Annotated in this window: 23 protein-coding genes and 1 pseudogene; 13 read left to right on the top strand and 11 right to left on the bottom strand. The window is 50.3% G+C overall.

Going from position 1 to position 23925, the window contains the following annotated elements:
- Positions 1-34: 34 nt before the first annotated feature.
- Positions 35-619 carry a CpcT/CpeT family chromophore lyase gene (locus tag ACKFKH_RS03520; protein WP_446856847.1) on the top strand — a complete coding sequence of 195 codons (585 nt, stop codon included), beginning with the start codon at positions 35-37 and terminating at the stop codon, positions 617-619.
- 145 nt (positions 620-764) lie between these two features.
- Here the strand turns inward: ACKFKH_RS03520 and ACKFKH_RS03515 are convergent, their stop codons facing one another.
- Complete coding sequence (locus ACKFKH_RS03515; RefSeq protein ID WP_446856846.1) at positions 765-1124, bottom strand: STAS domain-containing protein; 360 nt, start codon at positions 1122-1124, stop codon at positions 765-767.
- A 339-nt stretch (positions 1125-1463) separates the two neighbouring features.
- Positions 1464-2507: an oxygen-dependent coproporphyrinogen oxidase gene (gene hemF / locus ACKFKH_RS03510; protein WP_446856845.1), complete on the bottom strand. Its 1044-nt coding sequence runs from the start codon at positions 2505-2507 to the stop codon at positions 1464-1466.
- 500 nt (positions 2508-3007) lie between these two features.
- Between hemF and ACKFKH_RS03505 the strand changes: the two genes are divergently transcribed.
- The 7 genes and pseudogenes from ACKFKH_RS03505 to ACKFKH_RS03475 all read left to right on the top strand — a co-directional run bounded on the left by ACKFKH_RS03505 (position 3008) and on the right by ACKFKH_RS03475 (position 10189).
- A complete protein-coding gene (locus ACKFKH_RS03505) occupies positions 3008-3520 on the top strand; it encodes an SRPBCC family protein (RefSeq protein WP_446856844.1) in 513 nt (170 codons plus the stop codon).
- A 126-nt stretch (positions 3521-3646) separates the two neighbouring features.
- Positions 3647-4708: an Mrp/NBP35 family ATP-binding protein gene (locus tag ACKFKH_RS03500; protein ID WP_446856843.1), complete on the top strand. Its 1062-nt coding sequence runs from the start codon at positions 3647-3649 to the stop codon at positions 4706-4708.
- A 68-nt stretch (positions 4709-4776) separates the two neighbouring features.
- A complete protein-coding gene (rodA, locus tag ACKFKH_RS03495) occupies positions 4777-6054 on the top strand; it encodes a rod shape-determining protein RodA (RefSeq protein WP_446856842.1) in 1278 nt (425 codons plus the stop codon).
- A 144-nt stretch (positions 6055-6198) separates the two neighbouring features.
- Positions 6199-6396, top strand: a pseudogene (locus ACKFKH_RS03490) (NAD(P)H dehydrogenase subunit NdhS); the annotation flags it as partial.
- Positions 6397-6500: 104 nt separating this feature from the next.
- Positions 6501-7157 carry an HAS-barrel domain-containing protein gene (locus tag ACKFKH_RS03485; RefSeq protein ID WP_446856841.1) on the top strand — a complete coding sequence of 219 codons (657 nt, stop codon included), beginning with the start codon at positions 6501-6503 and terminating at the stop codon, positions 7155-7157.
- A 280-nt stretch (positions 7158-7437) separates the two neighbouring features.
- Complete coding sequence (locus tag ACKFKH_RS03480) at positions 7438-9522, top strand: cation:proton antiporter domain-containing protein (protein ID WP_446856840.1); 2085 nt, start codon at positions 7438-7440, stop codon at positions 9520-9522.
- 265 nt (positions 9523-9787) lie between these two features.
- Positions 9788-10189, top strand: coding sequence for a response regulator (locus ACKFKH_RS03475; protein ID WP_446856839.1), 402 nt, complete (start codon positions 9788-9790; stop codon positions 10187-10189).
- Between the two features lie 71 nt (positions 10190-10260).
- On the opposite strand, the gene ACKFKH_RS03470 is transcribed toward ACKFKH_RS03475, so the two are convergent.
- On the bottom strand, positions 10261-10467 hold the full coding sequence (locus tag ACKFKH_RS03470) for a hypothetical protein (protein WP_446856838.1): 207 nt from the start codon (positions 10465-10467) through the stop codon (positions 10261-10263).
- A 221-nt stretch (positions 10468-10688) separates the two neighbouring features.
- Between ACKFKH_RS03470 and uvrC the strand changes: the two genes are divergently transcribed.
- On the top strand, positions 10689-12626 hold the full coding sequence (gene uvrC / locus ACKFKH_RS03465; protein WP_446856837.1) for an excinuclease ABC subunit UvrC: 1938 nt from the start codon (positions 10689-10691) through the stop codon (positions 12624-12626).
- A 471-nt stretch (positions 12627-13097) separates the two neighbouring features.
- On the opposite strand, the gene ACKFKH_RS03460 is transcribed toward uvrC, so the two are convergent.
- Positions 13098-13811 carry a PHP domain-containing protein gene (locus ACKFKH_RS03460; RefSeq protein WP_446856836.1) on the bottom strand — a complete coding sequence of 238 codons (714 nt, stop codon included), beginning with the start codon at positions 13809-13811 and terminating at the stop codon, positions 13098-13100.
- A gap of 447 nt (positions 13812-14258) precedes the next feature.
- On the opposite strand from ACKFKH_RS03460, the gene ACKFKH_RS03455 reads away from it, so the two are divergent.
- Positions 14259-15167 carry a sensor histidine kinase gene (locus ACKFKH_RS03455; RefSeq protein WP_446856835.1) on the top strand — a complete coding sequence of 303 codons (909 nt, stop codon included), beginning with the start codon at positions 14259-14261 and terminating at the stop codon, positions 15165-15167.
- A 7-nt stretch (positions 15168-15174) separates the two neighbouring features.
- Here ACKFKH_RS03455 and ACKFKH_RS03450 read toward each other — a convergent pair whose 3' ends face one another.
- The 3 genes from ACKFKH_RS03450 to ACKFKH_RS03440 form a co-directional block, all read right to left on the bottom strand.
- Positions 15175-15867, bottom strand: a complete 693-nt coding sequence (locus ACKFKH_RS03450) for a response regulator transcription factor (RefSeq protein WP_446856834.1) — start codon at positions 15865-15867, stop codon at positions 15175-15177.
- 201 nt (positions 15868-16068) lie between these two features.
- On the bottom strand, positions 16069-16326 hold the full coding sequence (locus ACKFKH_RS03445; RefSeq protein ID WP_446856833.1) for a hypothetical protein: 258 nt from the start codon (positions 16324-16326) through the stop codon (positions 16069-16071).
- Positions 16327-16335: 9 nt separating this feature from the next.
- A complete protein-coding gene (locus ACKFKH_RS03440) occupies positions 16336-17316 on the bottom strand; it encodes a glycosyltransferase (protein WP_446856832.1) in 981 nt (326 codons plus the stop codon).
- Positions 17317-17429: 113 nt separating this feature from the next.
- Between ACKFKH_RS03440 and ACKFKH_RS03435 the strand changes: the two genes are divergently transcribed.
- A complete protein-coding gene (locus ACKFKH_RS03435; protein ID WP_446856831.1) occupies positions 17430-17924 on the top strand; it encodes a TIGR00725 family protein in 495 nt (164 codons plus the stop codon).
- Positions 17925-18030: 106 nt separating this feature from the next.
- Positions 18031-18318 (top strand): DUF7219 family protein, encoded by a 288-nt coding sequence (locus ACKFKH_RS03430; RefSeq protein ID WP_446856830.1) that lies wholly within the window; start codon positions 18031-18033, stop codon positions 18316-18318.
- A gap of 12 nt (positions 18319-18330) precedes the next feature.
- Here ACKFKH_RS03430 and wecB read toward each other — a convergent pair whose 3' ends face one another.
- The 4 genes from wecB to ACKFKH_RS03410 form a co-directional block, all read right to left on the bottom strand.
- Complete coding sequence (wecB, locus tag ACKFKH_RS03425; protein WP_446856829.1) at positions 18331-19443, bottom strand: non-hydrolyzing UDP-N-acetylglucosamine 2-epimerase; 1113 nt, start codon at positions 19441-19443, stop codon at positions 18331-18333.
- Positions 19444-19768: 325 nt separating this feature from the next.
- Entirely contained in the window at positions 19769-20143 is a 375-nt protein-coding gene (locus ACKFKH_RS03420) for a hypothetical protein (protein WP_446856828.1), read from the bottom strand.
- 622 nt (positions 20144-20765) lie between these two features.
- The gene (locus ACKFKH_RS03415) at positions 20766-21521 is read right to left on the bottom strand and encodes a TIGR03943 family putative permease subunit (RefSeq protein WP_446856827.1); all 756 of its coding nucleotides are present in this window, start codon (positions 21519-21521) and stop codon (positions 20766-20768) included.
- 79 nt (positions 21522-21600) lie between these two features.
- Positions 21601-22623 (bottom strand): permease, encoded by a 1023-nt coding sequence (locus tag ACKFKH_RS03410; RefSeq protein ID WP_446856826.1) that lies wholly within the window; start codon positions 22621-22623, stop codon positions 21601-21603.
- A 364-nt stretch (positions 22624-22987) separates the two neighbouring features.
- Between ACKFKH_RS03410 and cruF the strand changes: the two genes are divergently transcribed.
- The gene (cruF, locus tag ACKFKH_RS03405; RefSeq protein WP_446856825.1) at positions 22988-23920 is read left to right on the top strand and encodes a gamma-carotene 1'-hydroxylase CruF; all 933 of its coding nucleotides are present in this window, start codon (positions 22988-22990) and stop codon (positions 23918-23920) included.
- The last annotated feature ends 5 nt before the right edge of the window (positions 23921-23925 follow it).

Raw genomic sequence — 23925 nt, 5'->3', positions numbered from 1 at the left:
AGCTTTGTTCGAGAAGCTCCTTCTATACTTGCCTATGCCTTCTTTTTTGACAACTCTGGCCACTCATCTGACAGGCGAATTTGACAACCGAGAACAGGCGATCGCCGACCCTGTTTGGTATGTCCATCTACAACTCTGGCACCGTCAGGTAGCGCTCTTTACCGAAGACAGCATCACGATTTTTGCCGAACAAGCCAACGTTCTGAAACTTGACCAACCCTATCGTCAGCGATTGTTAAGAATTCAACCGACAGGCGAGGAGGCGTTTCCGCTTAAGGTGCAATACTACAGCTTCAAAGATTATGCAGCCGTGAAGGGAGCCGGACAAAATCCAGCGCGATTGCAGCAAATCACAGAGGCAGACATCGAACTCTTACCAGGCTGTGTTCTTCAAGTTGCTCACCAGAAAACTCAGGAGAGCGATCGCTTTCAGGCAATGCCACCTGCGGACACCTGCTGCTACTTCTCATACGAGGGTGAAACTCGTCAGGTTGCTTTAGGCTTTGAAGTCAGTCCTGGCAAATTTCTCAGCTATGACAAAGGCATCGACCCCAACACGGGTACAGCCCTTTGGGGAGCAGTGATGGGTGCCTACGAATTTACAAAGCGCCCCTCGTGACTAACTCAAAGCGACCCCTTGCGGGTAACTCGAAGAGATCGAAAGGACTTTAGACTGAACAGCATTTAAGGTTTTCGGTTCAATGTATCTGGTCTATCGGCTTCAAGGGTTTTGTACCGCAGTCAAGAAAGCCGATGCCGCTCGTCTAACTTGCGACTCCCCTGGGCACCCCTTCTAATGCCTCGTCTTCAGTCTCAAAAATCTCAAAAACTGAATCCATCATCGTGACCTCAAAGACTAGCTTAGCTTCAGGATGGACGTTACAGATGCGAAAACTACCTCTGACCTTATCAGCGTCCCGCATTCCAGCGACGAGAGACGTTAGCCCAGAGCTATCGATAAAGTTAACCTGCCCTAGATTGACCACCACATGACGGCTAAGTTTGGCAATACATTCTTGAAGCTTGAGGCGAAACTGCCATGCTGTCGTGATGTCAAGCCGCCCTGTCGGAGTGAGAATGATTACGAGCGTGCCATCGTGGGTCGTGTGCGTTGTTTGCTCCATATGGATTGACTTCTGCTCCATGTAAACCATTGACTCCCCTCTTGCTGTGGATTTGGGTTAGCAGAGAAGCCGAGACATGCCCCTTTTGGGATGCAAGGCAAATCACTTTACCCGTAGATGCTGAACGTCCGTGCCGATAAAAGCGCTCAAGATTGAGCAGGTCATGGCCATGACAGTCTCAGTTATGCCCACAGAGCGAGCTTTTCTAACGCGATCGTCTCCTTTGATCACGCAGGCAATCCTCTAAATCTTACCAGAATAAAATAATCCTGGTGACGGAGTGCTAGAGCAGCCCATCAGCCAGGAATCAGCCAGCATTGTTGCGAGAAAAGCGGTCTTTTAGGATTTTGCAGTCCAGTTTACCCAGTCTTGAGGCTTGAGAAAGGTGTCGTAGAGTTCTGCTTCGGGAGAGCCTGGCTGGGGTTGGTAGCCGTATTCCCAGCGTACCATTGGCGGGAGTGACATCAGGATTGATTCGGTGCGGCCGTTGGTTTGTAGTCCAAAAATCGTGCCGCGATCGTACACCAGGTTAAATTCTACATAGCGTCCGCGTCGGTAGAGTTGGAAGTTGCGCTGATGTTCGCCGTATTCCAGTCCATTTCGTCGCTCGACGATCGGCACGTAGGCTGGCAAAAAGGCATTTCCGCAGTCTTGCACAAAAGAAAATAAATCTTCCCAGGTACGATTCTTGACGGCTCCGGCTTTCTGGCTATACTGTGCAGCGGCTGTATCTAACTGAGAACCGGGATAAGAGACCGGATAGAGAATGCCCTGAGTGTCTTGATAATCAAAGAAAATCCCACCTACGCCACGAGTTTCTCCGCGATGCTTGAGGTAAAAATATTCGTCGCACCAGAGCTTAAAGGTCGGGTAATACTCAGGATGGTGAGCGTCACAGGCATTTTTCAGCGTGGTGTGGAAGTGCTGCGCGTCTTCGGCAAAGGGATAGTAGGGAGTCAGGTCAATGCCGCCGCCAAACCACCAGACGGGCCCCGCCTCAAAGTATCGATAGTTGAGGTGAACGGTCGGCACGTAGGGATTGCGAGGATGCAGCACCATTGAGGTTCCAGTCGCATAAAAGCCATGTCCGCCCGCTTCGGGGCGCTGTACCAGGATCGAAGGGGGCAAATCTTTTCCCCAGACTTCAGAGAAGCCAACACCGCCCTGCTCAAAGATTTTGCCTTCTTTCATGACGCGCGATCGCCCACCGCCGCCTTCTGCCCGCTCCCAGTTGTCTTGTTGAAACTTGCCTTCCCCGTCTAGTTGTTCTAACCCCTGGCAAATTTTATCTTGCAGAGTTTTCATCCAGTGGCTGACTCGCTCACGAGAATCAGAAGGGGGAAACGCTTGAGAGGTGGAGACTTCAGTGGAAAAGGCCGTCATAAGTTCCCTGGAAAGTTGGATCAAAAAGGTTTACGCGGTCAAAGATGGAATTTGCAAAAGTTTGCGGTCTAAATTGAGTTTGCAAAAGTTTGCGAAAAGTCGGTTGTCCAAGAATGACAGTGCCTAAAAAAGTCTTTTGTAGAGGCAATTTGAGGACTGTGAGCTTCCCGATTTAATGCGCTTATTTAGACTATCGTGAATTGTGACGACAACCAACTCGCTAACTCCTTGCCAAAAGGCTTCTTGCTTAGTGAAATCAAGGGGTTGAGCTACTGTTAAATTCTATGAACCTGTGTGAACTTGAATGAGTGGTGACTCAGCAGTTAATAATTTTTGACTTCAAACCCTGCCCTAATGATCGTAGCGTCGTAGAGGGGATCTCGATCGCTCAGTCTCTAAGGGTATGCTTAACAGCAGTCTTAGGGGAGATGGCAATTTAGGAATGGACGTGTCTAGGATAATGAATTCCCTGTTGGGTCGAGCGTAGGAGGGCGATCGTCATGCTCAAGCTTCCATCTAGATTTCTTCGCCGCAAACGTCGCCGCGTTCAGCATACTCTGGCGAGGACGTATCAAACCATCAGCACTGCGTCAGTCGACGACTTGTGGAAAAAAATAATTGACCTGGCAGATGTGTCGTGGCATCCTCTGCTGTCTAGCACCAATGTTCCGCGAGGGCTGGTAGCCAAACCGGGACTAATTTATGAAGCCGTGACGCGACTGGGGCCATTTCCGGTTCGGATTTTTGTTGAGCGGGTTGATCACCGGGAGTTGTTGAGCATTCGGATTTTGGCACTACCTGGGATCGAGGAGCGGGTGACGTATCAGGTCAAATCAACCGTCTGTGGCACTTCTGTCGCGTATTCAGTGACGCTGCAAGGGTGGCTGTCTCCGTTAGTCTGGTCACTGATCAAGCCTTATTCTGCGAGAGTCGCCTCTGATTTGGCTCAAGCCACCGAGCAGTCCATTTCGGGAAATCTAGAACCGCCCGATCGGGGCTGCTTTGACTTTTAAAGACCCTTGATAATCGTGATCCTGGAATCTCTGCAATGACTCTGACCCCAAGGATGCGCCCTCCTGACGGTAAGATCGAAAAGCCAATACACCTGGACTCGATCGCCGCAGTAGGCAGAGAACACAATGCTTAACGCTAACTCAGTTTTAGAAGTCCTCAAACCTGTGCAAGACCCTGAACTCCGCAAAAGTTTGGTTGAATTGAACATGATTCGCAATGTCAAAATTCAAGAAGGTCACGTGAGCTTTACCCTCGTGTTGACGACTCCCGCCTGTCCGCTGCGCCAGTTTATTGTCGAAGACTGTGAGCGGGCGATCAAAACCCTGCCCGGTGTGCAAACCATTGATGTCGAAGTGACTGCCGAGACTCCCCAGCAAAAATCACTGCCCGATCGCACTGGCATCGACGGCGTAAAAAATATCATTGCGATTTCCAGCGGCAAGGGTGGTGTGGGTAAAAGTAGTGTTGCTGTGAATGTAGCCGTTGCTCTGGCACAAGCAGGAGCCAAAGTGGGGATGATTGATGCTGATATCTATGGCCCCAACGCTCCGATGATGCTGGGACTAGAAGGAGCGGGGATCACCGTGCGTCAGGGCAACCAGGGAGAAATCTTGGAGCCAGCCTTTAATCACGGAGTCAAGCTCGTCTCAATGGGATTTTTGATTGACAAAGACCAACCTGTGATTTGGCGCGGGCCGATGCTGAATGGAGTAATTCGGCAGTTTCTTTATCAAGTTTCCTGGGGCGATTTAGATTATCTGATTGTCGATATGCCACCCGGAACGGGAGACGCTCAGTTGACGATGACGCAGGCCGTCCCGATGGCGGGAGCTGTGATCGTCACGACTCCTCAAAGTGTCGCCCTGTCTGACTCTCGACGTGGGTTAAAGATGTTTCAGCAGTTGGGCGTTCCGGTCTTGGGCATCGTCGAAAATATGAGCTACTTCATTCCCCCCGACATGCCCGATCGCCAGTACGACATTTTTGGATCGGCTGGGGGCGAAAAAACTGCTAAAGAATTGGGGATTCCACTGTTGGGCTGTGTGCCTTTAGAAATTCCGCTCAGAGAAGGGGGCGATCGTGGAATCCCGATCGTAGCCGCTGATCCGGATTGTGCCTCTGCCAGAGCGTTAAAAGGGATCGCCGAGCAGATTGCTGCTAAAGTGTCAATTGCGGCACTCACCTAGTCAAGTTTTGGACTGACCAATAACGTTCAGAACTCAAAACTTCAAACTTAATCTTCCTTAGCGTCTCCATGTTCCGAAAATCCTTTTTCCCGACGAACCTGAAACACTGGGTACAGCCCTGGCAAGAGGTCGATTGGTGGCTGTTTGCGGCTCCGATCGCGCTTACTGTTTTGGGAGGCGTGATGATTCGCAGTGTAGAACTCAACGCCGGGTGGACAGACTGGTGGCGACACTGGATCACAGGTGGAGTTGGGCTGCTGCTCTCGGTGCTGATTGCTCGCTGGCGCTATGACCAACTGCTGCAATGGAAGTGGCTCATTTATGGAATTACCAACGCTTCTTTGCTGCTTGTGATGTTTGTTGGGCGAGAAGAATTGGGGGCGCAGCGCTGGATTAGTATTCTTGGCTTCAATGTCCAGCCGTCTGAATTTGCCAAGTTGGGAATCATCATTACGATCGCCGCCCTATTGCACCATCGATCGGCATCCACCATTCCCACGATGGTCAAAGTATTACTGATCGCAGCCGTTCCCTGGATGCTGGTCTTTTTGGAGCCAAATCTGGGTACGTCTCTGGTGTTTGGGTCGATCACGATGGGGATGCTGTATTGGGGAAACGCTAAACCAGGTTGGTTGTTGCTGCTGGTTTCTCCAGTGATTTCGGCGATTTTGTTTAATGTGATGCTGCCAATTTGGGGGTACGGAATTGCCGTCATTGCAGTTTGGATTTTGATAATCGGTTGGGTATCTTTGAGAACCCTTCCCTGGTCTACCTACGGCAATCTGGCACCCGTTGTGCTTAATCTAATCGCAGGCGGACTGGGGCGAGTGCTGTGGGAATATGTGCTCAAGGATTACCAGAAGCAGCGGATTATCATGTTTGCAAATCCCGATCGCGATCCCCTGGGCGGGGGGTATCACTTGATTCAGTCCCGGATTGCAATCGGCGCTGGCGAACTCACCGGACGAGGACTGCACAAAGGCACCCAGACCCAGCTAAACTTCATTCCAGAACAGCACACGGATTTTATTTTTACGGCGATCGGTGAAGAGTTGGGCTTTATTGGGGCGGCGGCCGTCTTGCTGACGTTTTTATTGATTTGCTTTCGGCTGTTGGTGATTGCTCAGAATGCCAAGGATGATTTTGGCTCACTACTGGCGATCGGCGTGTTTTCGATGATTGTCTTTCAGGTCGTGATCAATATTGGGATGACGATCAATCTTTCTCCGGTGACGGGCATTCCGCTGCCGTGGCTCAGTTATGGAAATGCAGCCCTGTTGATGAATTTTTTGGCGATCGGGCTGGTGCAATCGGTGTCAAATTATCGACAGCGGCTAAAGTTTTGAGGCGACCAGGCTGCGTTTTGAATTGGGCGATGCTGAACGATTGATTGACACCCATCGACTCAAGACAAATCCTCAATGGCTAAACATCAGCTAAACATCACAGCAGCCCAGTACACTACTAGAAAAGCTCTCCAAACCATGACTATGATTCTTCCAGGTTCTGCGGTTCGAGTGACCAATGCTAACGATACTTACTACGGCTTTCAGGGGTTAGTCCAACGGATTAGTGATGGCAAAGTCGCTGTTTTGTTTGAAGGGGGCAACTGGGACAAACTAGTCACCTTTCGCCTATCCGAACTCGCACTCGTCGAAGTCACCGCAGGCAAGAAAAAAGCAAAATAGCTTGAGCGATGGGTTTTAAATTTTAGGTTAAGTCAGATTAAAACCCTCCAAGGTGTGTTGTGAAGCCTTCGTTCAAATCATTCACTTCATCCCTTACACTCCTTATGCGCCTTCCCCTCCCTCAATTTGCTGCCCAAAATCGCCCTTCTAACCACATTGCAGAAGTGATCGAGACAGCAACGACCGAATTTCTTGCTCAATGTCTGGAGCCAGAAAATCTCAGCTTTCCGGTTATGCCGCCCTTTGGAAGTTGGGTCAAGTCTGCGGATGAGGAATCGGGGAATCTAATCTACGCGGTGGTTTATCATGCGACGACTAGCCCGATCGATTCCGTTCATCGAGCCAGAGCGTTGGGATTGTCGCTAGAAGAATTGCGAGAGCAGCAGCCTCAGATCTTTGCCATGCTAAAGACCGAATTTCGGGCGGCGATCGTGGGGTTTCGTCCCAATCCTGAAAAGCGCAACGGGGGAGCAGCCGTCTATCAACATTTGCCACCTCGTCCGCCTCAGATTCACCAGGCCGTCTACAGTTGTGATTCTGAAGAAGTCATTCAATTTAGTGAAGCACTCGATTTTCTGAGAACGCTGCTTCAGGTCAATGGGGCCCCTGTCGATGCGCTGACAGCTGCCGCCATTCGTGAGATCTACCAACTCCGCAAAGCCGATCGCCCCTGGCTCGTGCAAGCCGGACGAATGCTAAGTTTGCTGCTCAAGGACGACTACGATCGCCTACGCATTATTCTCAGTCAGATTCATCTCTAGACAGGTTTCTCAAGCAGTCCAGTTTGATATTGATTGAGTTTTGACAATCTTTGCTCACCCATTTACGCCATTTCTAGATTGGCGCTATAAAATCGGCAAAGACTTTAGATGCTAACCCTTTTAGAAGACAAAGACCGAAGCCTTGATGCTGTTCTGTCTAAAGTCCAGAGTCCAATGTCTAGAGTCAACGTCCAGACCCCAACGTCCAAACTCCTCTGCCAGACCTACAGCCCCCAAGGGAATTGGTCTCAGTCGTCAGTAGCCTCTACGTCACCAGTGCATGAACTCCGCTTTACACTCTCTGCAAGGAGAACCGATCGTCTCCTTCTTGATTCTCTTGGCAGTGATTTTGTTTGTCCCGTCTCTGTTCGAGCGGATTCGCCTACCCGGATTAGTGGGATTGTTGGCGGCAGGCGTTGCCCTGGGCCCTGATGGGCTGCGAGTCTTGCACAACGACTCTGAAACGATGAAGCTGCTTTCAGATATTGGGTTAGTCTATCTGATGTTTGTCGCTGGGTTAGAAGTTGATCTCGACCAGTTTCTCAAAACCAAAAATCGCTCGATCGGCTTCGGCAGTTTTACCTTTCTGGTTCCCCAAATCACAGGCACGATCGTTGGACGGCTGTTTGGCTTTGATTGGAATGCCTCGATTTTGATCGGCTCTCTGTTTGCTTCACACACGCTGCTGGCGTATCCGATTGTCAGTCGGTTGGGCGTAGTGGGCAATGAAGCGGTGACGGTGACGATCGGCGCAACTATTTTCACAGATGTCGGTGCGCTTTTAGTTCTGGCAATCTGCATCGGCATCCATGCGGGCAACTTCACGATATTCAAACTATTTACCCTGTTGGGGTCGCTGGCAGTCTATAGCGTTGTGGTGCTGTTTGGTTTTGAGCGGGCAGGGCGGGCCTTTTTTGCACGATCGAGCGCCGAAGAAGGAAGTCAATTTTTATTTGTGCTGTTGGCTGTATTTTTGGCCGCCGTGGGGGCCCAACTCATCGGCGTTGAGAAAATTGTGGGCGCGTTTTTGTCGGGGTTGGCCGTTAATCGCGTCGTCGGAGACGGAGCCGTCAAAGAAAAAGTGATGTTTGTGGGTAGCGTCCTGTTCATCCCGATTTTCTTTGTCAACATGGGGCTGCTGATTCGGATTCCTGCCTTTGTGCAAAGCCTTACGTCACCTCAGCTTGTGGGAATGACCGTCACGATCGTCGCTGGGCTGATTGGCAGTAAATTTGGAGCCGCCTTTTTGGCCAAGCTCGCTTATCGCTATAGCTGGCAAGAAACCCTGACCATGTGGTCTTTGTCCCTTCCTCAAGTCGCCGCTACCCTGGCCGCAACGCTGGTTGGATATCGAGCAGGTCTGCTCACCGAAGCCGTTCTCAACAGCGTAATTGTCTTAATGCTCGTCACTTCGACGCTGGGGCCAATTCTCACGGCTCGATTTGCAGATGGGTTAACGACACCTGGCACCGTTGCCCTCGACCCCGAAGCTTCGCCTGAATGGGGCAGCGATTCAGAAGACCCCTTTGTCGTCGTCGTGCCGATTTACAATCCCCGCACAGAGCCATATTTGTTAGAAATGGCTGCACTGCTGGCACGTCATAAAAACGGGCGAATTATGCCCCTGGCGATCGCTCACGCCCACGCCAAAATGGATGCTCCTCAATTGGACAAAGCCATCCAGCGCAGTGAATCTCTCCTCGCCAGTGCTGCTGAGGTCAGCCAAGAACTCGCCGTTATCGCCAATCCGCTTTTACGAATCGACGACGACGTAGCTCAGGGCATCAGTCGGGCCAGCCGCGAACAAGAAGCCAGTCTAGTCGTGATGGGCTGGGGGCGACAATCGCGCTTGCCGATCCGTCTGTTTGGCAACCTGATTGACAGCGTATTGTGGGCATCTCACTGTCCCGTAGCGGTTTCGAGACTGCTAGATTCTCCAATGAATTTGCGTCGGGTGCTGGTGCCGATCGAGAACTTAAGTCAGCAGTCGATCGCCGTTTTAAAATTTGCTCAAATTCTCGCGACCGAAAACCAGGGACAGTTGACACTTCTCCATGTCTGCGATCGCACCACGTCTCGCAGCAAAATGGCCTGGATCGAATCTCAGCTATCTCTTCTAGCAGACAAAATCACCCCCTCGTGTGATCCTCAAATTCAAATCCTCCCAGATGATGAAGTAGTCAGGGCAATTGTCAACGCCTCAAAACTTCACGACTTAGTAATCCTTCGCTCTTCGCGCCGCCACACCAGCGCTGGGGGGCTGTCTATCAGTGATATTACTGCTCAAGCAACGCAACAAATTTCCTGCTCTGTCGTCATGCTTGGGGAGCCGCATCGTCCTCCGATCGCAGTTTTGGTTACTTAACCTACACTTTGTACCCTGATAATTTGTACCCTGATAATAGGAATAGTCGTCCGGAGAAGGCATTTCATCTGCGGATCAGAGGTTGGGGAGGTCGTAGAAACTCCCAGAAAATCTTCGCATTTCTTTGCAGCAACTTGTAAGTTTTTATACATGTGTAGGCAGAATAGACGCAGCCGCGATTTGCCAGACCAGTTTCCCTTCAGGTAATCGCTCCCATTTAGTCACAGCGTTGACCGAGAATATAGTCAACAAGGGTGCATATGCGATGACTGTTCAAAAATCAGAACTACCAACCCGAATTCTCCTCATTGAGGACAACGAAGCTAACCGCCGCTTGATGGGTGACTACCTCAGCTATTGTGGCTACAGTGTCTGTGCGCTGTCAGAAGGAACACAATTAGCCTCTGTGATGGAGCAGTTTCGGCCGCACATCATTTTGCTAGATCTCAAGCTGCCGACGATCGACGGTTACACCTTATTAACGCAGATTCGACAGCGAGAAGACTGGCGATCGGTGCCTGTGATTGTGGTGTCGGCTTACGCCTTTCAGCGTGATCAACAGCGTGCTTTAGAATTAGGAGCCAGTCGCTATCTCGTCAAACCGATTCGGCTCTCACAGTTGACTGACGTGATTCGAGAAGAGTTAGAGCCGGGTGAAAGCAGCTAACGGATCAGATGAAGACGTTAGACTAAAAGGGCATTCTGTCCAAAGCTCAGAAATCAACAGCCTCTAAAGCCCTATCGCTGAACACGCAGGGGAGCCTCGCCGTCTTGCCGTTTTTCAGTCACAAAAGTTTCAACAACTCTACTGAGGGTTTTGATCGTGTTGCCCGACTCCAAAATTTGTAGCTCTAATGCCGATAGCAACAGAGTCGCTGTCTGTAGTTGATTCAGCGCTTTTTCTAAACTGTCGCGAGTTTGGCTCTCAAACTCATCAAGATTCATAGGTTTCAGTAGTGATTGTCTAATTTGCTACTTACTAGGATAGACACTACGGAGACTGCGTGAGATCCGTCCCAGTGATCCGTTGATTTAAAATTTAAGATAAAGATAGAAATGTGAAGACGAAGCCTTTAAATCAGGGACATTCTGAGAAACTGAGAATTTAGTGTGGAGCGCTCTTGCAAACGATCGATCCTCTCCAAGATTGTCAACCTGGAACACTTGTGACTTTATCCACCAAAACGATTCCGCTTATTCAAGACCCCGATCGCCTGGAAGCTCGCCTCAAAGAAATTCCACCCGAACCGGGGGTTTATTCCATGCGCGATGCCAGCGATCAGATTCTCTACATTGGCAAATCCAAAAAGCTGCGATCGCGCCTTCGCTCTTATTTCAACGGCCACGACACCCGGCCTCGCATTGCGCTGATGATGCGGCAGGTGGTCGAAATCGAATTCATTGTTACGGACACTGAAGCGGAAGCGCTGGCCCTTGAAGCCAATCTAATTCGCCAGCATCAGCCTCACTTCAACGTGCTGCTCAAGGATGACAAAAAGTATCCCTATCTCTGCATCACCTGGACAGAAGAATATCCGCGCATCTTCATCACTCGCAAACGGCGCATGGGAAAAGAGCGCGATCGTTACTATGGCCCTTATGTAGACTCCAAGGCGCTAAGAAACACCCTGCATTTAGTCAAGCGAATTTTCCCACTCAAGCAGCGTCCTCAACCGTTGTTTAAGGATCGGACTTGCCTAAACTATGACATTGGGCGCTGTCCGGGCGTGTGTCAGTCAATGATTTCTCCCGAAGACTATCGCAAAACCATGCAAAAAGTGGCGATGATTTTTCAGGGGCGGACGGGTGAATTAGAGGAAATGCTCACCGCTCAAATGGAAAAAGCCGCCGAAGCGCTCAACTTTGAACATGCGGCTCGACTGCGCGATCAGATTGCCGGACTCAAAACCCTGGGTGCCGACCAAAAGGTGGCCTTGCCAGACGACACTATTTCACGAGACGCGATCGCTCTGGCTGCCGATGAAGATCATGCCTGTGTACAGCTTTTTCAGATTCGGGCGGGTCGGCTGGTCGGACGGTTGGGCTTCGTCGCTGATGCCAAATCAGGGGAACCTGGAGCCATTTTGCAGCGCGTTTTAGAAGAACACTTTCAAACGGTTGATCCGGTTGAGATTCCCGCTGAGATTATTGTGCAGCATGAATTGCCCGACAGTGAAATGCTGGCCGAGTATCTGAGCCAAGCCAAAGGGCGAAAAGTTTCGATCGTGGCCCCTCAGCGCCAAATGAAAGCCGAACTGCTAGATATGGTCGAGCGCAATGCGGAATATGAACTGGCTCGAACCCAGCGATTTGCCGATCGTACCGCTCAGTCTGTCCTAGATCTGGCAGAGATTTTGGATCTACCAGAGTTGCCGCGCCGCATTGAGGGCTACGATATTTCCCACATTCAGGGGTCAGATGCCGTCGCTTCTCAGGTTGTCTTTGTGGATGGACTGCCCGCCAAACAGCACTATCGCCACTACAAAATCAAGAATCCCAAAGTCACATCGGGTCATTCTGACGACTTTGCCAGCATGGCTGAAGTGTTGGGTCGGCGGTTTCGTAAATATGCAGCAGCCAAAGCGCGAGGAGAAACGCTCGATCGCGAGTCTTCTGTACTCAAAACGCACACCTCATCGTTTGCTGATTTTCCCGATGTGGTGATGATTGACGGAGGCAAAGGGCAACTCTCGGCTGTAGTCGCTGTGCTGCGCGAGATGAATTTGCTCGAAGATGTGAAAGTGGTAAGTCTAGCCAAACAGCGAGAAGAGATTTTCTTGCCGGGTGAGTCTTTGCCGTTGCAGACTGATGCTGACCAGCCCGGAGTACAACTTCTGCGCCGACTCCGAGATGAAGCCCACCGATTTGCTGTGAGCTTTCACCGTCAAAAAAGAACCGAACGCATGAGACGATCGAGCCTGGATGAGATTCCAGGATTGGGGCACCACCGACAGAAACAACTTTTGGCTACCTTCAGGTCGATCGACTACATTCGCGAAGCTTCTCCAACCCAACTGGCGACTGTTCCAGGTGTGGGCCCTCGGTTGGCGCAGCAAATTTACGATTATTTTCACCCGAATGCTCTAGACAGGGGCGAGGAATGATGAAGGCAAATGAAAGGGTAAACCCCCACATTCGGCTTATTCCTCTAAACTTCTAATGCTAGAAAATAAGTGCATTCTTAAGTTAAGTAACGAGAACTTAAGTTGCATTACTTTTCTATCGGATTCTGATAGGAGCCTGATATCTTTTAGAAACTTTCAAAAACATTAAGGTTCTATTATGCAGACTTCAAATAAGCACCTCGGTCAATCGGTGGGAATGGTTGCGTTGTTTGCGCTGACTTGCGTTGGGTTTATCACCCTTATTTCACAATTGAACTAAAAGCGATCGCTATCCCTTAACATTTCACCTTCTGAAGTGTACTTTAGACAACGCCGCGAATGATTCAGACAATTCACAATCCTTAATAATTTTTCTGAGTGTATCGCCCGTTTTCTCATAATAAAAGCAAGCAGGAGTCATTTTTGAGTGGCTTCTGCTTTTTAGCTTTGGTCGCTGTACGATCGCCAACCCTAGACTCGCTGTAACAAACTCAAGCCGTGTGTATCTGTCCCACAACTGTTAAGCAACTGATACTGGGTGCTGAGTTGACGAACCTGCTGCGTTTCGTCGGGGCTGGGTCGCCAGGGTTTGGGATTGTTGTACGCATAGTAAGTTTCTACGCCATCAACGCCGCAGTTCACCGCCGCCGGGATCAACTCTCGGTACGATCGTCGATAGCGAGCCGGATGAGCCAACATTGCCAAACCGCCCGCCTGCTGAATTGCAGAAATCACCCGCGCCGCCTGAGCCGATTCGCCTCTAGGTGCACTGCCTTGTAGGTAAGACGCGATCGCCTCGTGGCTGGGGTCAAAAGCAAACCCCAAAATATGCACCTCAGTCTCTAATAGCTGGGACGTGATCTCGGTGCCAATCCAGAGATGGGGAATGAATCGGTCGATCGCTTCATCGGACTGTTGCCAACCGTCGAGCCACTGCTGGGCTGCTTGATAGCCGCTGACGCGATGGTGATCCGTAATTGCAAACCCCTGGAGCGAAAGGGCGATCGCTTGCTCCATCAATCGCTCAGGTTGCAACTGCCCATCAGAGTGCGTCGTGTGCATGTGGAAGTTGTAGGAATAGGGGCAACTCTCAGCCGTGATCGATGAAAACACCTGTCTGAGTGCCGCCACATCCTGCGCTGCTGGCTTCCCAGATGTAGAAACAGTCGCTAGATTAGCAGCCATAAACGCCTCAATAGTGAAGTGGCTTGTTTAAATATCGTTACTCTCTCTACTGTAATCTACGGATTTAAAAGACTGTCAGATCCCTACAGAAACAGTAAAAACGCGGGGAAAGCATTTCGCATCCGTGCATTTCAAAGAGGATTCACGCGGGTCAACTGGATGCCCCGATCGCCCAAAAGTGGCACATGACAAGGCAAACGAACCCAGGTCGCATGGTAGGTTTGTTTTCCATTCGTGCTGTGAAAGTTTTTTGGATATGCATAATCAATTCTCTCCTTGCTTGACCAGGCCTGGGGGTGAAAGCGACACGATCGCTCCCCTGCAAAGACGCTCTCCTCTCGCCAAAACCGCACTCAAGCTAATCAGCCCTTGCAGAAAAAGCAATGCACCGGGCATCTAATGGGTTTTGATTGAGTTCCTAAGAGCGTTGCGTGGATTGTTTTCGGAATGACTAATCGCGAGGTTGCCCAACAGATAGCGGCAATGCGAGGGCGACTGGCGGAGTTGCGCGATCGCATTCAAGTAGACCCGATTCAGACCGATCTGCAAACACAAATTGTTGGGGAATTGCAGGCGGCTCTGGCAGTGCTAGAAACGGCACAAGAGACCATTACTCACATCGATCCCCTGCCAGCAGAGTCACCCCCGGTTGACCCATCCCCCCTGGCGCAAGGGGAAATTTTGCTGAGAGAAATTCACCACCGTGTCAAAAATAATCTGCAACTGGTGGCAAGTCTTCTGGATTTGCAAATGATGCAGACTGACGATCCGGGAGTGCGAGACTTGCTGCAAAGTAACCAGAGCCGCATTCGTTTGATTGCGCTGCTGCACCAGAGTTTGTCTGAATCGCCCAATCTGACGGAAATCAATTTCTCTGAGTATGTGCGAAGTTTGGCGACGACTATTTTTAGGGTGTATGCCGTTGATCCCGATCGCATTAAGCTACGGCTAGAAGAGTTTGCAGAGGTCTCTGTCCATTCTGACAAGGCAATTCCGGTGGGTCTGATTCTCAATGAGTTGATTTCAAACGCTTTAAAGCATGGGTTCGATCGTACGGTTAGGGGCGAAGTGCGGCTTGATTTGAGGGTTGGTTCAGACGGAGAAGTGACGCTATCAGTCACCAATTCAAGCGAATTTTCTGCTGAAGGATCAGGCTTCGCTGATTTTGACCTCAACTCACCCAACTCCCTTGGTTTACAGCTTGTTCAATCGCTGGTCAGACAGATCAATGGGGTGCTAGAAATCGAGCAAAGCGACCCCTCGCGGGCAACTCAGAGCGACTCCTCGCGGGCAACTCAAAGAGACCGCACCACCTTCACCATTCGGTTTAATAGACAGAATCAAGAACGCCCCTAACCCGCTTTTACTTGGTCAATCCATGTTCTAGGGCAAAGCGTACCAACTCAGTCCGGCTATTGGTGCCCGTTTTGCTAAAAAGCCGACTGACGTATTTTTCAACGTTGCGGACACTGGTTTCAAGCCGCCGCGCAATTTCTTTATTCATCAAACCATCAACTACCAGATCAAGGACGCTTTGCTCGCGTGGCGTAAAGTCCAACTTGACCGGAGAAGGAGTCTGCACGATCGCCCCTCGCTGAGTCAAAATTGCCCGAATTTCTGCGATCTGTCTGGCCATATCCGCTACGTCTGGCATTTCACCTTCGGCACTGTTGGCTTTGAGGGTGGCCCGCTGTTGCAGCAGTCGATTGACGATCGCCACCAATTCATCGGGGTCAAAGGGTTTGGGAAGGTAAGCGTCACAGCCAGCTTCGTAGCCTTGAATGCGATCGCCCGTCATGCCGCGTGCGGTTAGAAAGACCACTGGCAAAGATTTAAACCTGGGGTCATCTCGAAGCTGTTTGAGAAATTGGTAGCCGTCTACCTGGGGCATCATCACATCGGTAATTACCAGATCGGGGAGCTTTTGCTGAACGAGATCCCACCCTTCACGGGCATTGCTGGCAGTATGAACTGTAAAGTCGCTGTCTTCGAGATAAGCTTGCACGGCCTCTCGAAGTCCAGGTTCGTCATCGACTAAGACTAGTTGCCCTGGCATGAATTGCGCTCCCCTTAAACTGTTCTCTCATTTTAGTGATTGTTGGGGACGGGGGAATGGCAAAGACTGGGGGGAGGGGAAAGACTTTAGACTTTAGACTTCAAGCTTTTTGTGTTTAATGTCCAGTGTCTCATCCCTCCTCGCGAAGCGGATTACCCCCAAAGGGGGAACAGATCATCGAAGTTCTCCCTCATCCCTTTCTTACCAGCGTCGGCGATCGCGCTCCAGATCCCAGGTGACTTTTTCCCAGTACCATTGGTTCGATTGTCCGGGGTTTCTCTGTTGGGCTTTGTCAAATAGGCGATGGGCGGCGGCAGTGTCTCCGTTGAGCAGAGAGATTAACTTTCTGGGAGGGGATGAGCGCCGAGACGATCGCGCGTTTCCTGGACGAAATGACTTTGAGTAGAGCAGCCACGCCGCTAAAACCAGCAGCGCAAGAATCAACAACTTAACCAGCATGATAAACGGTTAGGAATGAGGTAGAGGGTCGCGTGAAGTGTGATCTTCGACCAGGCGATCGATTTGATGGGCTTGGGGGGGAAGCTTTGCCTGTTGCTGTCCGGTGGCGCGGGCTTGGGCACAAATCAGTCCGATCGGCGTTCCCAATAGATCGACAAGGGTGGCTTTGCCGACGATCGTTTTGACGGTGGCGATCGGGAGTTCTTTGAGCAGCCAGCGAGTTAGACGGTAGCGGTATTCTTGCAGATTGGGTTCGCGCATCAGGTCTACGCCGTGAAGCTCATGCAGGTAGCGATTTGATTTGCCGTATCTGCGCCATTGGCTTTGCAGGTCTAACAGCGTGGCTCGGTGACGATGACGAACGATCGCAGTTTCGGCAAAGCGTAATTCAAAAGCGGTTTCTTTGAGAATGCGCCAACAGATATCAGCATCGCCGCCTGTGGTCAGATAGGGACGAAACAATCCGACTGTTTCAAAAGCTTGTCGCCGGACTGCAAGATTGGCCGTCTGCCCATAGGGGCAAAACGCATTCGCTAACGTGTGCTTTTGAGAGAGCGTTTCCTGGCGATCGGCGTGTCTTTCTAGCAAACTGTGACCCGGAAGCGCTTTGATTTCTCCAGCGACCAAGCCCACCGCAGGATCGACAAAAGGCTGTACCAGATTGAGTAGCCAATTGGGTTCTGGGCGACAGTCCGCGTCTGTGAAGGCCAAAATTTTGCTCTTGGCAGCCCGGATTCCTGTGTTTCTGGCGGCGTAGGAGCTTTGAATTTGCGTCTCGGTCAGAGCATGAATTGTAGAGACTTGCTGACTTGCGGCTTGCAGTTGCTCAGAGGTGCGATCGTCACTCCCATTGTCAACTAGCAGATATTCCACTCGATCGCAGGAATAGGTTTGGGCAAGCAAGCATTCCAGCAGATCGGGCAAATCCGCTTCACCGTTATAAATCGGCACAACTACCGAAACCTGGGGCAAAAAAGAGGAATCTGGCATAGGGCGATCAAGTCTTGGTCGAGTCTTAAAGGTCGAGTCTTTTTGTAGTGTGACCCGTCTCACCGTCCTACTAACTTATTACACTCAGAGAGACCAAGAATCCTTATGGTCTGATGAGCAAAATAATTATCGGTGTAATGGGAGCCGGAGAACACGCGACTCAGGCAGATTGTGATCGCGCTTACCAATTGGGTCAACGCATTGCTCAAGCAGGCTGGATCGTTCTCACAGGGGGACGAACAGTCGGTGTGATGGATGCAGCCAGCCGAGGCGCAAAAAGTGTTGGAGGACTGACGATCGGCATTCTCCCCTATGTTCAGACTTGTCCATCTCCGGCGGTGGATATCGCGATCGTCACTGATTTGGGAAATGCCCGCAATAACATCAACGTGTTGTCAAGCCGAGTGGTGATCGCCTGTGGAATGGGAGTCGGAACCGTTTCAGAAATTGCGCTGGCGCTCAAGGCCAACAAGCAAATCATTCTTCTGAACGATGATGTGATGAGCCAAAGGTTCTTTACTGACTTAGCGAAAGATCAGGTTTTTGTTGCAAAAGATGTTGACGAAGCGATCGAGCAAATAGGCGCAGTGCTAAAAAATGCTTTGTGACTGGCTATGTCCCGATTTCCTTTAAACGGGATTAAACTTACCATTAAGTTAGCGGAAGCGACTCGATGTTGAGATTGTCCCTAAACCTTACACCCAAAGAAAACTCGTGGTTGACAATAAAGAAGTTGACAATAAAGAAATCGAGAAACAAGACCTTTTAACCCCGATCGGGCGCTATCGAGGCGAATTTACACCCGAACATTTGGCCTTCAACGCCAACCTTCAAGAATTTGCCAGTCGCGTATCGCTGCTCTGTGGGCTAGAAACGGGAGGCAAAATCCCGCCAGAGGACGCTTACAGAGAAATCAAAAACCTGTGGAATCAGCTTAAAGACTCAAAAAAAGCCCTTCTGGATCAACAGCAAGAACGTCCAGAACCGCCCCCAGAGGAGTGAGCTTTTGCGAAGCTAGTGCAGATACTTTTCAACGATCTGTAGGATGCGATCGGCTGCATACCCATCTCCAAACGGACTGGTTGCATTCGCCATGACCTGATAGGCTTGCGGATCGCTCAACAACTTGCTGGCAGCTTCAAAAATCTTGTCAGGATTTGTCCCAATCAGTTTTGCAGTTCCGGCTATGACGGCTTCTGGGCGTTCGGTCGTTTCTCGCAACACCAGCACAGGCTTACCCAAACTTGGCGCTTCTTCCTGGATGCCACCCGAATCGGTGAGCAACAGATAACAGCGCTGCATCGCTCCGACGAGTTGAGTGTAGTCGAGTGGCTCGGTCAAAAATACTCTGGGATGGCTGCCCAAAATCGCCGTCAAAGGGTCTCGTACGGTGGGGTTACGGTGCAACGGCAGCAAGAGAGCCGTGTCATCAAACTGATTCAAGATTTTTAGAAAGCCTTGGGCAATGTCTTGGAGCGGCTGTCCCCAATTTTCGCGGCGATGAACTGTGGCCAAAATTGTGCGATGGTTACCCCACTCTAAGCCAGGAATTTCACAGGTCGGCTGACGATCGGCAACCGCCAAAAGTGCGTCGATCACCGTATTACCCGTTTGATGAATTTCACCCAGAACGCTCGATCGCTGCAAATGTTCGACTGATAAAGCGGTGGGCGCAAAGTGAAGCTGGGTAATCTGAGAAACCAGCCGCCGATTGGCTTCTTCGGGGTACGGATTAAATAATTCTTCGGTACGCAATCCCGCCTCGACATGCCCCACCGGAATTTTTTGATAAAACGCGGCTAAAGCTGCCGCAAACGCGGTCGTCGTGTCGCCCTGGACTAAGACCATTTTGGGCTGAATTTTTTGGAACAGATCTTCCAGTCCGCGCAGCGCCCAGCAGGTGATATCGGTCAGCGTTTGTTTGGGCTGCATAATTGCCAGGTCGTGGTCAGGAGTTAGATCAAACAACTGCATCACCTGATCGACCATTTCTCGATGTTGACCCGTCAAAACCACCTGGGTATCAAACACCGTCGATCGCTTGAAGGCCTGAATCACAGGAGCCATTTTGATCGCTTCAGGACGAGTGCCCACGATGATGCAAACGGGAATGGGAAACTTGAGCATAAGAATTTTGAATCATGGAACAGGGCGGCAGGCGATCGAGAAATTCAACCTTCCCCAGCTTTCTGAAGCTTACCCCAAAGATCCGACAGGTTTTGTGAGTGCAAAAAAGTCTTGCTAATCCTGGATTGCTCAAAAAGTGCGAGCGCGATCAATGCCACGATCGGTTTCATCCTCAAACTCAATTAGCCAATAAAAAACCCAGCCGAAGCTGGGCAGTCAGGACCTGTTAACCGATGACTAATCAGAATTAGAGAAGCAAAACACTCCACACATTCAAAGTACGTTCTCTAAACCTTTTCACATCACAACTCAACCGTTTTCAACGCTAAAACTTGAGGTCGCAGGTGAGCGGGCAAGCCGCATAAACGGATGTATGAAGGGGGTCTTCTTGACCATGAAGCCAACGCAACCATTCGACTTCTTGAGGATGAATTCCTCGACTTGTCAGGTATGCGGCTCCCAACATAATCCCAACTGCGTGAATGACAATCATCCCAACGGTAATCAATAAAACTGCACTAAAAGGCATCAAGGCATGTAAAGTCACCGCCAACAAAGCGCCCACTGAAACCACTAAAACCAATGCTGGAAAACCAATCACGATCATGCAAACAGTGAGCGTAAAAGTCCAGATCAAAAAGCTTTTGATCATCGTTAAGAAATAGAAACTTTTAAAACTTTGACCTTGTGCCAATGCCATGATTCTCTCTCCCAGAGCTAAGGGTTTATTGATAGTTTTGAAAAGGCTTTGTAGCGATCCCCGAAGATCACCGATGTGAAATTTAGTATAAGGAAACCTTCTAGATGAGTGAAGCTTACTTTATGAAAATTCACACGCACAATCGCGACACTCATGATTGATTTATTTAACGTAGCCAGAGTATGAAGGGTATCTTTTGCGTGGTTTAAGCCGTCGATCGGTTGTGGGGCGACCCTTTGAGCTTTTATTAAAAAAATGACCAGAATACTCTATTGATTAAGAAAAATTGCGGCGGCTTCACTATTTAAGAGCAAATTAATAACTCTTAATAAATTGACCAAGCTCTCTCAGAATTACCAACAGGCTACAACCCTTGAGGCTGCAAAATAAATGCAAAAATTATGCTTTACCCAAGCCCTCCTTTCTCTATCTTTGTATAGATGTATGCGTTAAAAATCACTCACTCTGCATTGATCAAGACACATTGATTCATGAAGTGTTTGTCATCTTTAAAAAGAGGCGATCGAAGAGAAGTCCACAGGTATACAACTGCGCTTGGAGCGATTCTTTCATCCCTCATCCCCCATCCCTCATCCCTCATCCCTCCTCCCTCATCCCTTTCTTAGTAGTTATAGGGATTCTTCGGCTCAGGAATTGGTTTTAAGTTGGCTGCCTGAATCGTTAGCTGCCGTCTGCCCTCAAAGGTTTCAGTCACCATTTGCCCTTCGATTTCTAGCCAGCTATCAGGCTTGTAGGCATTACGATCGCCCTTCGTCAACTTCACGGGCAAACTCACGGGATATACATCCGCTGCACAGCAGGTAATCACAAATCGCGTAACTAAAAAATATTGCTCTGGCACATTGGGCGGATAGACGACAAATCCCTGAACTTTTGCTTTTTGCCCTGTGTAGGCATCGGGTTCGGGATACACCTGGAGCGTCCGAATCCAATCAATCAACGTCTTATCTTCGGTACGAGAGGAGGCTGTAAAAGTCTGAGGTTTGACCCGCGTCAGCGTAATGGCATCCGTCACGCCTCGATCGAGGGCCGTCTGACTGGCAAAAGCTCGCGGGGTAATGAGTAAACCTGCGATCGCCATTCCCAACAGCAATAGACTACTCCACCCCGGCGGAAACAGGCTCAGATGTTGCACAGGCGGCCCTTGACGCTCACGCCGACTGGTCAACAGCACCACCGCTTTAAGACCACTAATCACCAGGAGACAAAACCCAGCCCCCACCGTCAGCCACATATAGCTCGGGTGGATTAACAAATAAAGCCGCTCTGAAAGCCAGTATTTGAGCAACAGACCACCCCAGGCGGCGATCGCCAACACATCCAACCAGGGCAAAAAGCGGGAGAAGTTGCGGGACATAGGGGAGGGATGAGGGATGAGGGTTTGGAATTCTGGATTTAGTAGTCTGGACTGATTCTGAACGCCAACTTCTGACTGCTCAACTTACGTATAGGTTGAGAAAGAGGGTAAGAGCCAGGGTGAGTTGGGCGGCCAGGGCAAAGAGGTAGAAGATGGCTCTCGGTTTGAAGATGGACAACATTAAACCGATGCCTTTGAGGTCGATCATCGGGCCAAACACCAAAAAGGCGACGAGCGAACCGCTGGTAAACGTGGAGGCAAACGAAAGGGCAAAGAAGGCATCGACCGTTGAGCAAATAGAGACGACCGCCGCCAAAAGCATCATGGCCAAAATGGAGGTGATAGGGCCTTGACCCAGACTCAGAATGACTTCACGCGGGGCAAAAACCTGGAGTAGGGCAGCGATCGCACTTCCTAAGACCAGCACACCCGCCAGTTCGCGCATTTCTTGAATCGTGTTTTCGAGCAGCAGTCTGAGTCGATATTGAGTGGGCTTCATGCCGACCATGGCCGCTTGTAGCTCGGCTGGGTCAGTGATCAGAGGTTTGGCCGATTGTCCCAAAAAATAGGTTCCTGACTGAAGCAAAGAAGGTTGATTGGTACTCAAAATTGAGAGTTCCGGTACGTCTCGCTTGCGTCGGACAGCGATCGCCGTGGCTACACTGGGCTGCAATAAGGGACGCAGATCTTTTTGAAAGCTAAAAATATAGGCAATTACAGTTGCAATCAGCAAAGAAAATCCGATGCGGAAAAATACAATTTCTGGCTGATCACGAAAGGCTGTCCATGTCGCCCAAAAAACGATCGGGTTAATGGTCGGAGCCGCAAGCAGGAAACCGATCGCCACCGAAACTGGAGCACCCTGCATCAACAATCGCCGCGCCACAGGCACATTGCCACACTCGCACACGGGAAACAAAAAACCGATACAGCTTCCGACAAACGCGCCCAGCAGAGCATTCTTCGGTAAAATTGCCAGCAATCGTCGCTCATCCACAAAAAATTGCAGCAAGCCAGAAAACAATACCCCCAGCAACAAAAAGGGGATTGCCTCGACCAACAAGCTCAGAAAAAGGGTGAATGCACTATTGAGTTGAGTCATTCAGCGAATCGCTTCAGGGTGAGGGCTGCTATTCTAACCAAGAACAGCGAGGAACTGTTGGGGATTTTAGCAGGGATGAGGCAGGAGGGAGGAGGGAGGAAGGGTAATTCTCCAATTAATCTTGAAATTTCAGAACGTCGCTATCAAAAGGCTACAGACGAGCGAAACCGGGTGAATGACTCGACGACTTGCCACTGCTTCCTTTTCATCCCTCCTCGCGAAGCGGAACAAAGGTTTCCTTCATCCCTCACCCCTCCCTTTTCGCCCCAATTCTGAGAAAACACGGATCGAATGAGAGAAATCGGTTAAAGATTTGTAAACTGTATAGCAAGCGTTTAGCGTGCCCCATTTTCTGAGGAGTCCTATGAAGCAACTGATGACGATTGAGCGCTTCTGCCTGGTTGGTCACACTTTGGCATTGGCGTTTGGGTTGGCAGGCCTATTGCTGGTGTTGCCCAATGCTGATTTTATTCAAGCCCTGCCGCCTTTTGGTCAAACGGCCTTTGGCTGGAGTATGGCAAACGGAGGGGTGGCTTACATTCTGCTGGGTGCTGTGACGATCGCCCTCTACGCCTACCGAGTTTTGGGTCTGCGACACTGGCTAACTTTTATGCTGCCGTCGATCTTTTTGTCTCTGGGTAGCGAACTATTGGGAACCAGCACGGGCTTTCCGTTTGGTGAGTATGGCTATCTGAGCGGATTGGGCTACAAGATTGCGGGTCTGGTGCCGTTTACGATTCCGCTGTCCTGGTTTTATGTGGGGCTGGCTTGTTATGTGTTGGCAAGAGCAGGGTTAGAAAGCCTGAAACTTCCGGTTTGGGCGCGACTGGTGGGAGCGATCGCCCTTGGTTCTGTCTTACTAACGGCATGGGACTTTGTGCTTGACCCCGCGATGAGCCAAACTCCCTATCCTTTCTGGGAATTTAAACAGTTAGGTGCGTTTTTTGGAATGCCTTACCGCAACTTGTCGGGCTGGTTTGGGACGGGCGTAGTCTTTATGTCGGTTGCGTCTCTGTTTTGGGGCAAAGCGCCGCTGAACTTGAGCCGAAGTCAACTCACCGTCCCGTTGGCGGTTTATCTGATCAACTTTGCGTTTGGGGCGATCATTACCGTCGCTGAGTTAGATTCTCGATTTTGGATTCCGACGGCTTTGAGTGTGTTGTTGGGTGTGGTGCCTGCGATCGTTCTCTGGTGGATTGCCAAACCGATTTCGACCGCCACTCAGCTAGAAAATGCCCTACAATCCTCTTTGCAAAAACAAGATACGCCTGTGGTTTCGGTGATTTCTCAGAAGTAATTCTC

This window comes from Phormidesmis sp. 146-20, from assembly GCF_052939475.1.
Note: the sequence above shows the minus strand (reverse complement) of the source record. Positions and strands in the feature narration are given on the sequence as shown.

Coding starts and splice junctions, on each gene's coding strand:
- ACKFKH_RS03410 (WP_446856826.1), bottom strand. CDS start 22,623: ATGACTCAACTCAATAGTGCATTCACCCTTTTTCTGAGCTTGTTGGTC.
- ACKFKH_RS03420 (WP_446856828.1), bottom strand. CDS start 20,143: ATGGCATTGGCACAAGGTCAAAGTTTTAAAAGTTTCTATTTCTTAACG.
- ACKFKH_RS03470 (WP_446856838.1), bottom strand. CDS start 10,467: ATGAATCTTGATGAGTTTGAGAGCCAAACTCGCGACAGTTTAGAAAAA.
- ACKFKH_RS03485 (WP_446856841.1), top strand. CDS start 6,501: ATGCGCCTTCCCCTCCCTCAATTTGCTGCCCAAAATCGCCCTTCTAAC.
- ACKFKH_RS03440 (WP_446856832.1), bottom strand. CDS start 17,316: ATGCCAGATTCCTCTTTTTTGCCCCAGGTTTCGGTAGTTGTGCCGATT.
- ACKFKH_RS03520 (WP_446856847.1), top strand. CDS start 35: ATGCCTTCTTTTTTGACAACTCTGGCCACTCATCTGACAGGCGAATTT.
- ACKFKH_RS03460 (WP_446856836.1), bottom strand. CDS start 13,811: ATGGCTGCTAATCTAGCGACTGTTTCTACATCTGGGAAGCCAGCAGCG.
- ACKFKH_RS03505 (WP_446856844.1), top strand. CDS start 3,008: ATGCTCAAGCTTCCATCTAGATTTCTTCGCCGCAAACGTCGCCGCGTT.
- ACKFKH_RS03475 (WP_446856839.1), top strand. CDS start 9,788: ATGACTGTTCAAAAATCAGAACTACCAACCCGAATTCTCCTCATTGAG.
- ACKFKH_RS03445 (WP_446856833.1), bottom strand. CDS start 16,326: ATGCTGGTTAAGTTGTTGATTCTTGCGCTGCTGGTTTTAGCGGCGTGG.
- ACKFKH_RS03435 (WP_446856831.1), top strand. CDS start 17,430: ATGAGCAAAATAATTATCGGTGTAATGGGAGCCGGAGAACACGCGACT.
- cruF (WP_446856825.1), top strand. CDS start 22,988: ATGAAGCAACTGATGACGATTGAGCGCTTCTGCCTGGTTGGTCACACT.
- ACKFKH_RS03515 (WP_446856846.1), bottom strand. CDS start 1,124: ATGGAGCAAACAACGCACACGACCCACGATGGCACGCTCGTAATCATT.
- wecB (WP_446856829.1), bottom strand. CDS start 19,443: ATGCTCAAGTTTCCCATTCCCGTTTGCATCATCGTGGGCACTCGTCCT.
- ACKFKH_RS03450 (WP_446856834.1), bottom strand. CDS start 15,867: ATGCCAGGGCAACTAGTCTTAGTCGATGACGAACCTGGACTTCGAGAG.
- ACKFKH_RS03455 (WP_446856835.1), top strand. CDS start 14,259: ATGACTAATCGCGAGGTTGCCCAACAGATAGCGGCAATGCGAGGGCGA.
- ACKFKH_RS03500 (WP_446856843.1), top strand. CDS start 3,647: ATGCTTAACGCTAACTCAGTTTTAGAAGTCCTCAAACCTGTGCAAGAC.
- rodA (WP_446856842.1), top strand. CDS start 4,777: ATGTTCCGAAAATCCTTTTTCCCGACGAACCTGAAACACTGGGTACAG.
- ACKFKH_RS03415 (WP_446856827.1), bottom strand. CDS start 21,521: ATGTCCCGCAACTTCTCCCGCTTTTTGCCCTGGTTGGATGTGTTGGCG.
- ACKFKH_RS03480 (WP_446856840.1), top strand. CDS start 7,438: ATGAACTCCGCTTTACACTCTCTGCAAGGAGAACCGATCGTCTCCTTC.
- hemF (WP_446856845.1), bottom strand. CDS start 2,507: ATGACGGCCTTTTCCACTGAAGTCTCCACCTCTCAAGCGTTTCCCCCT.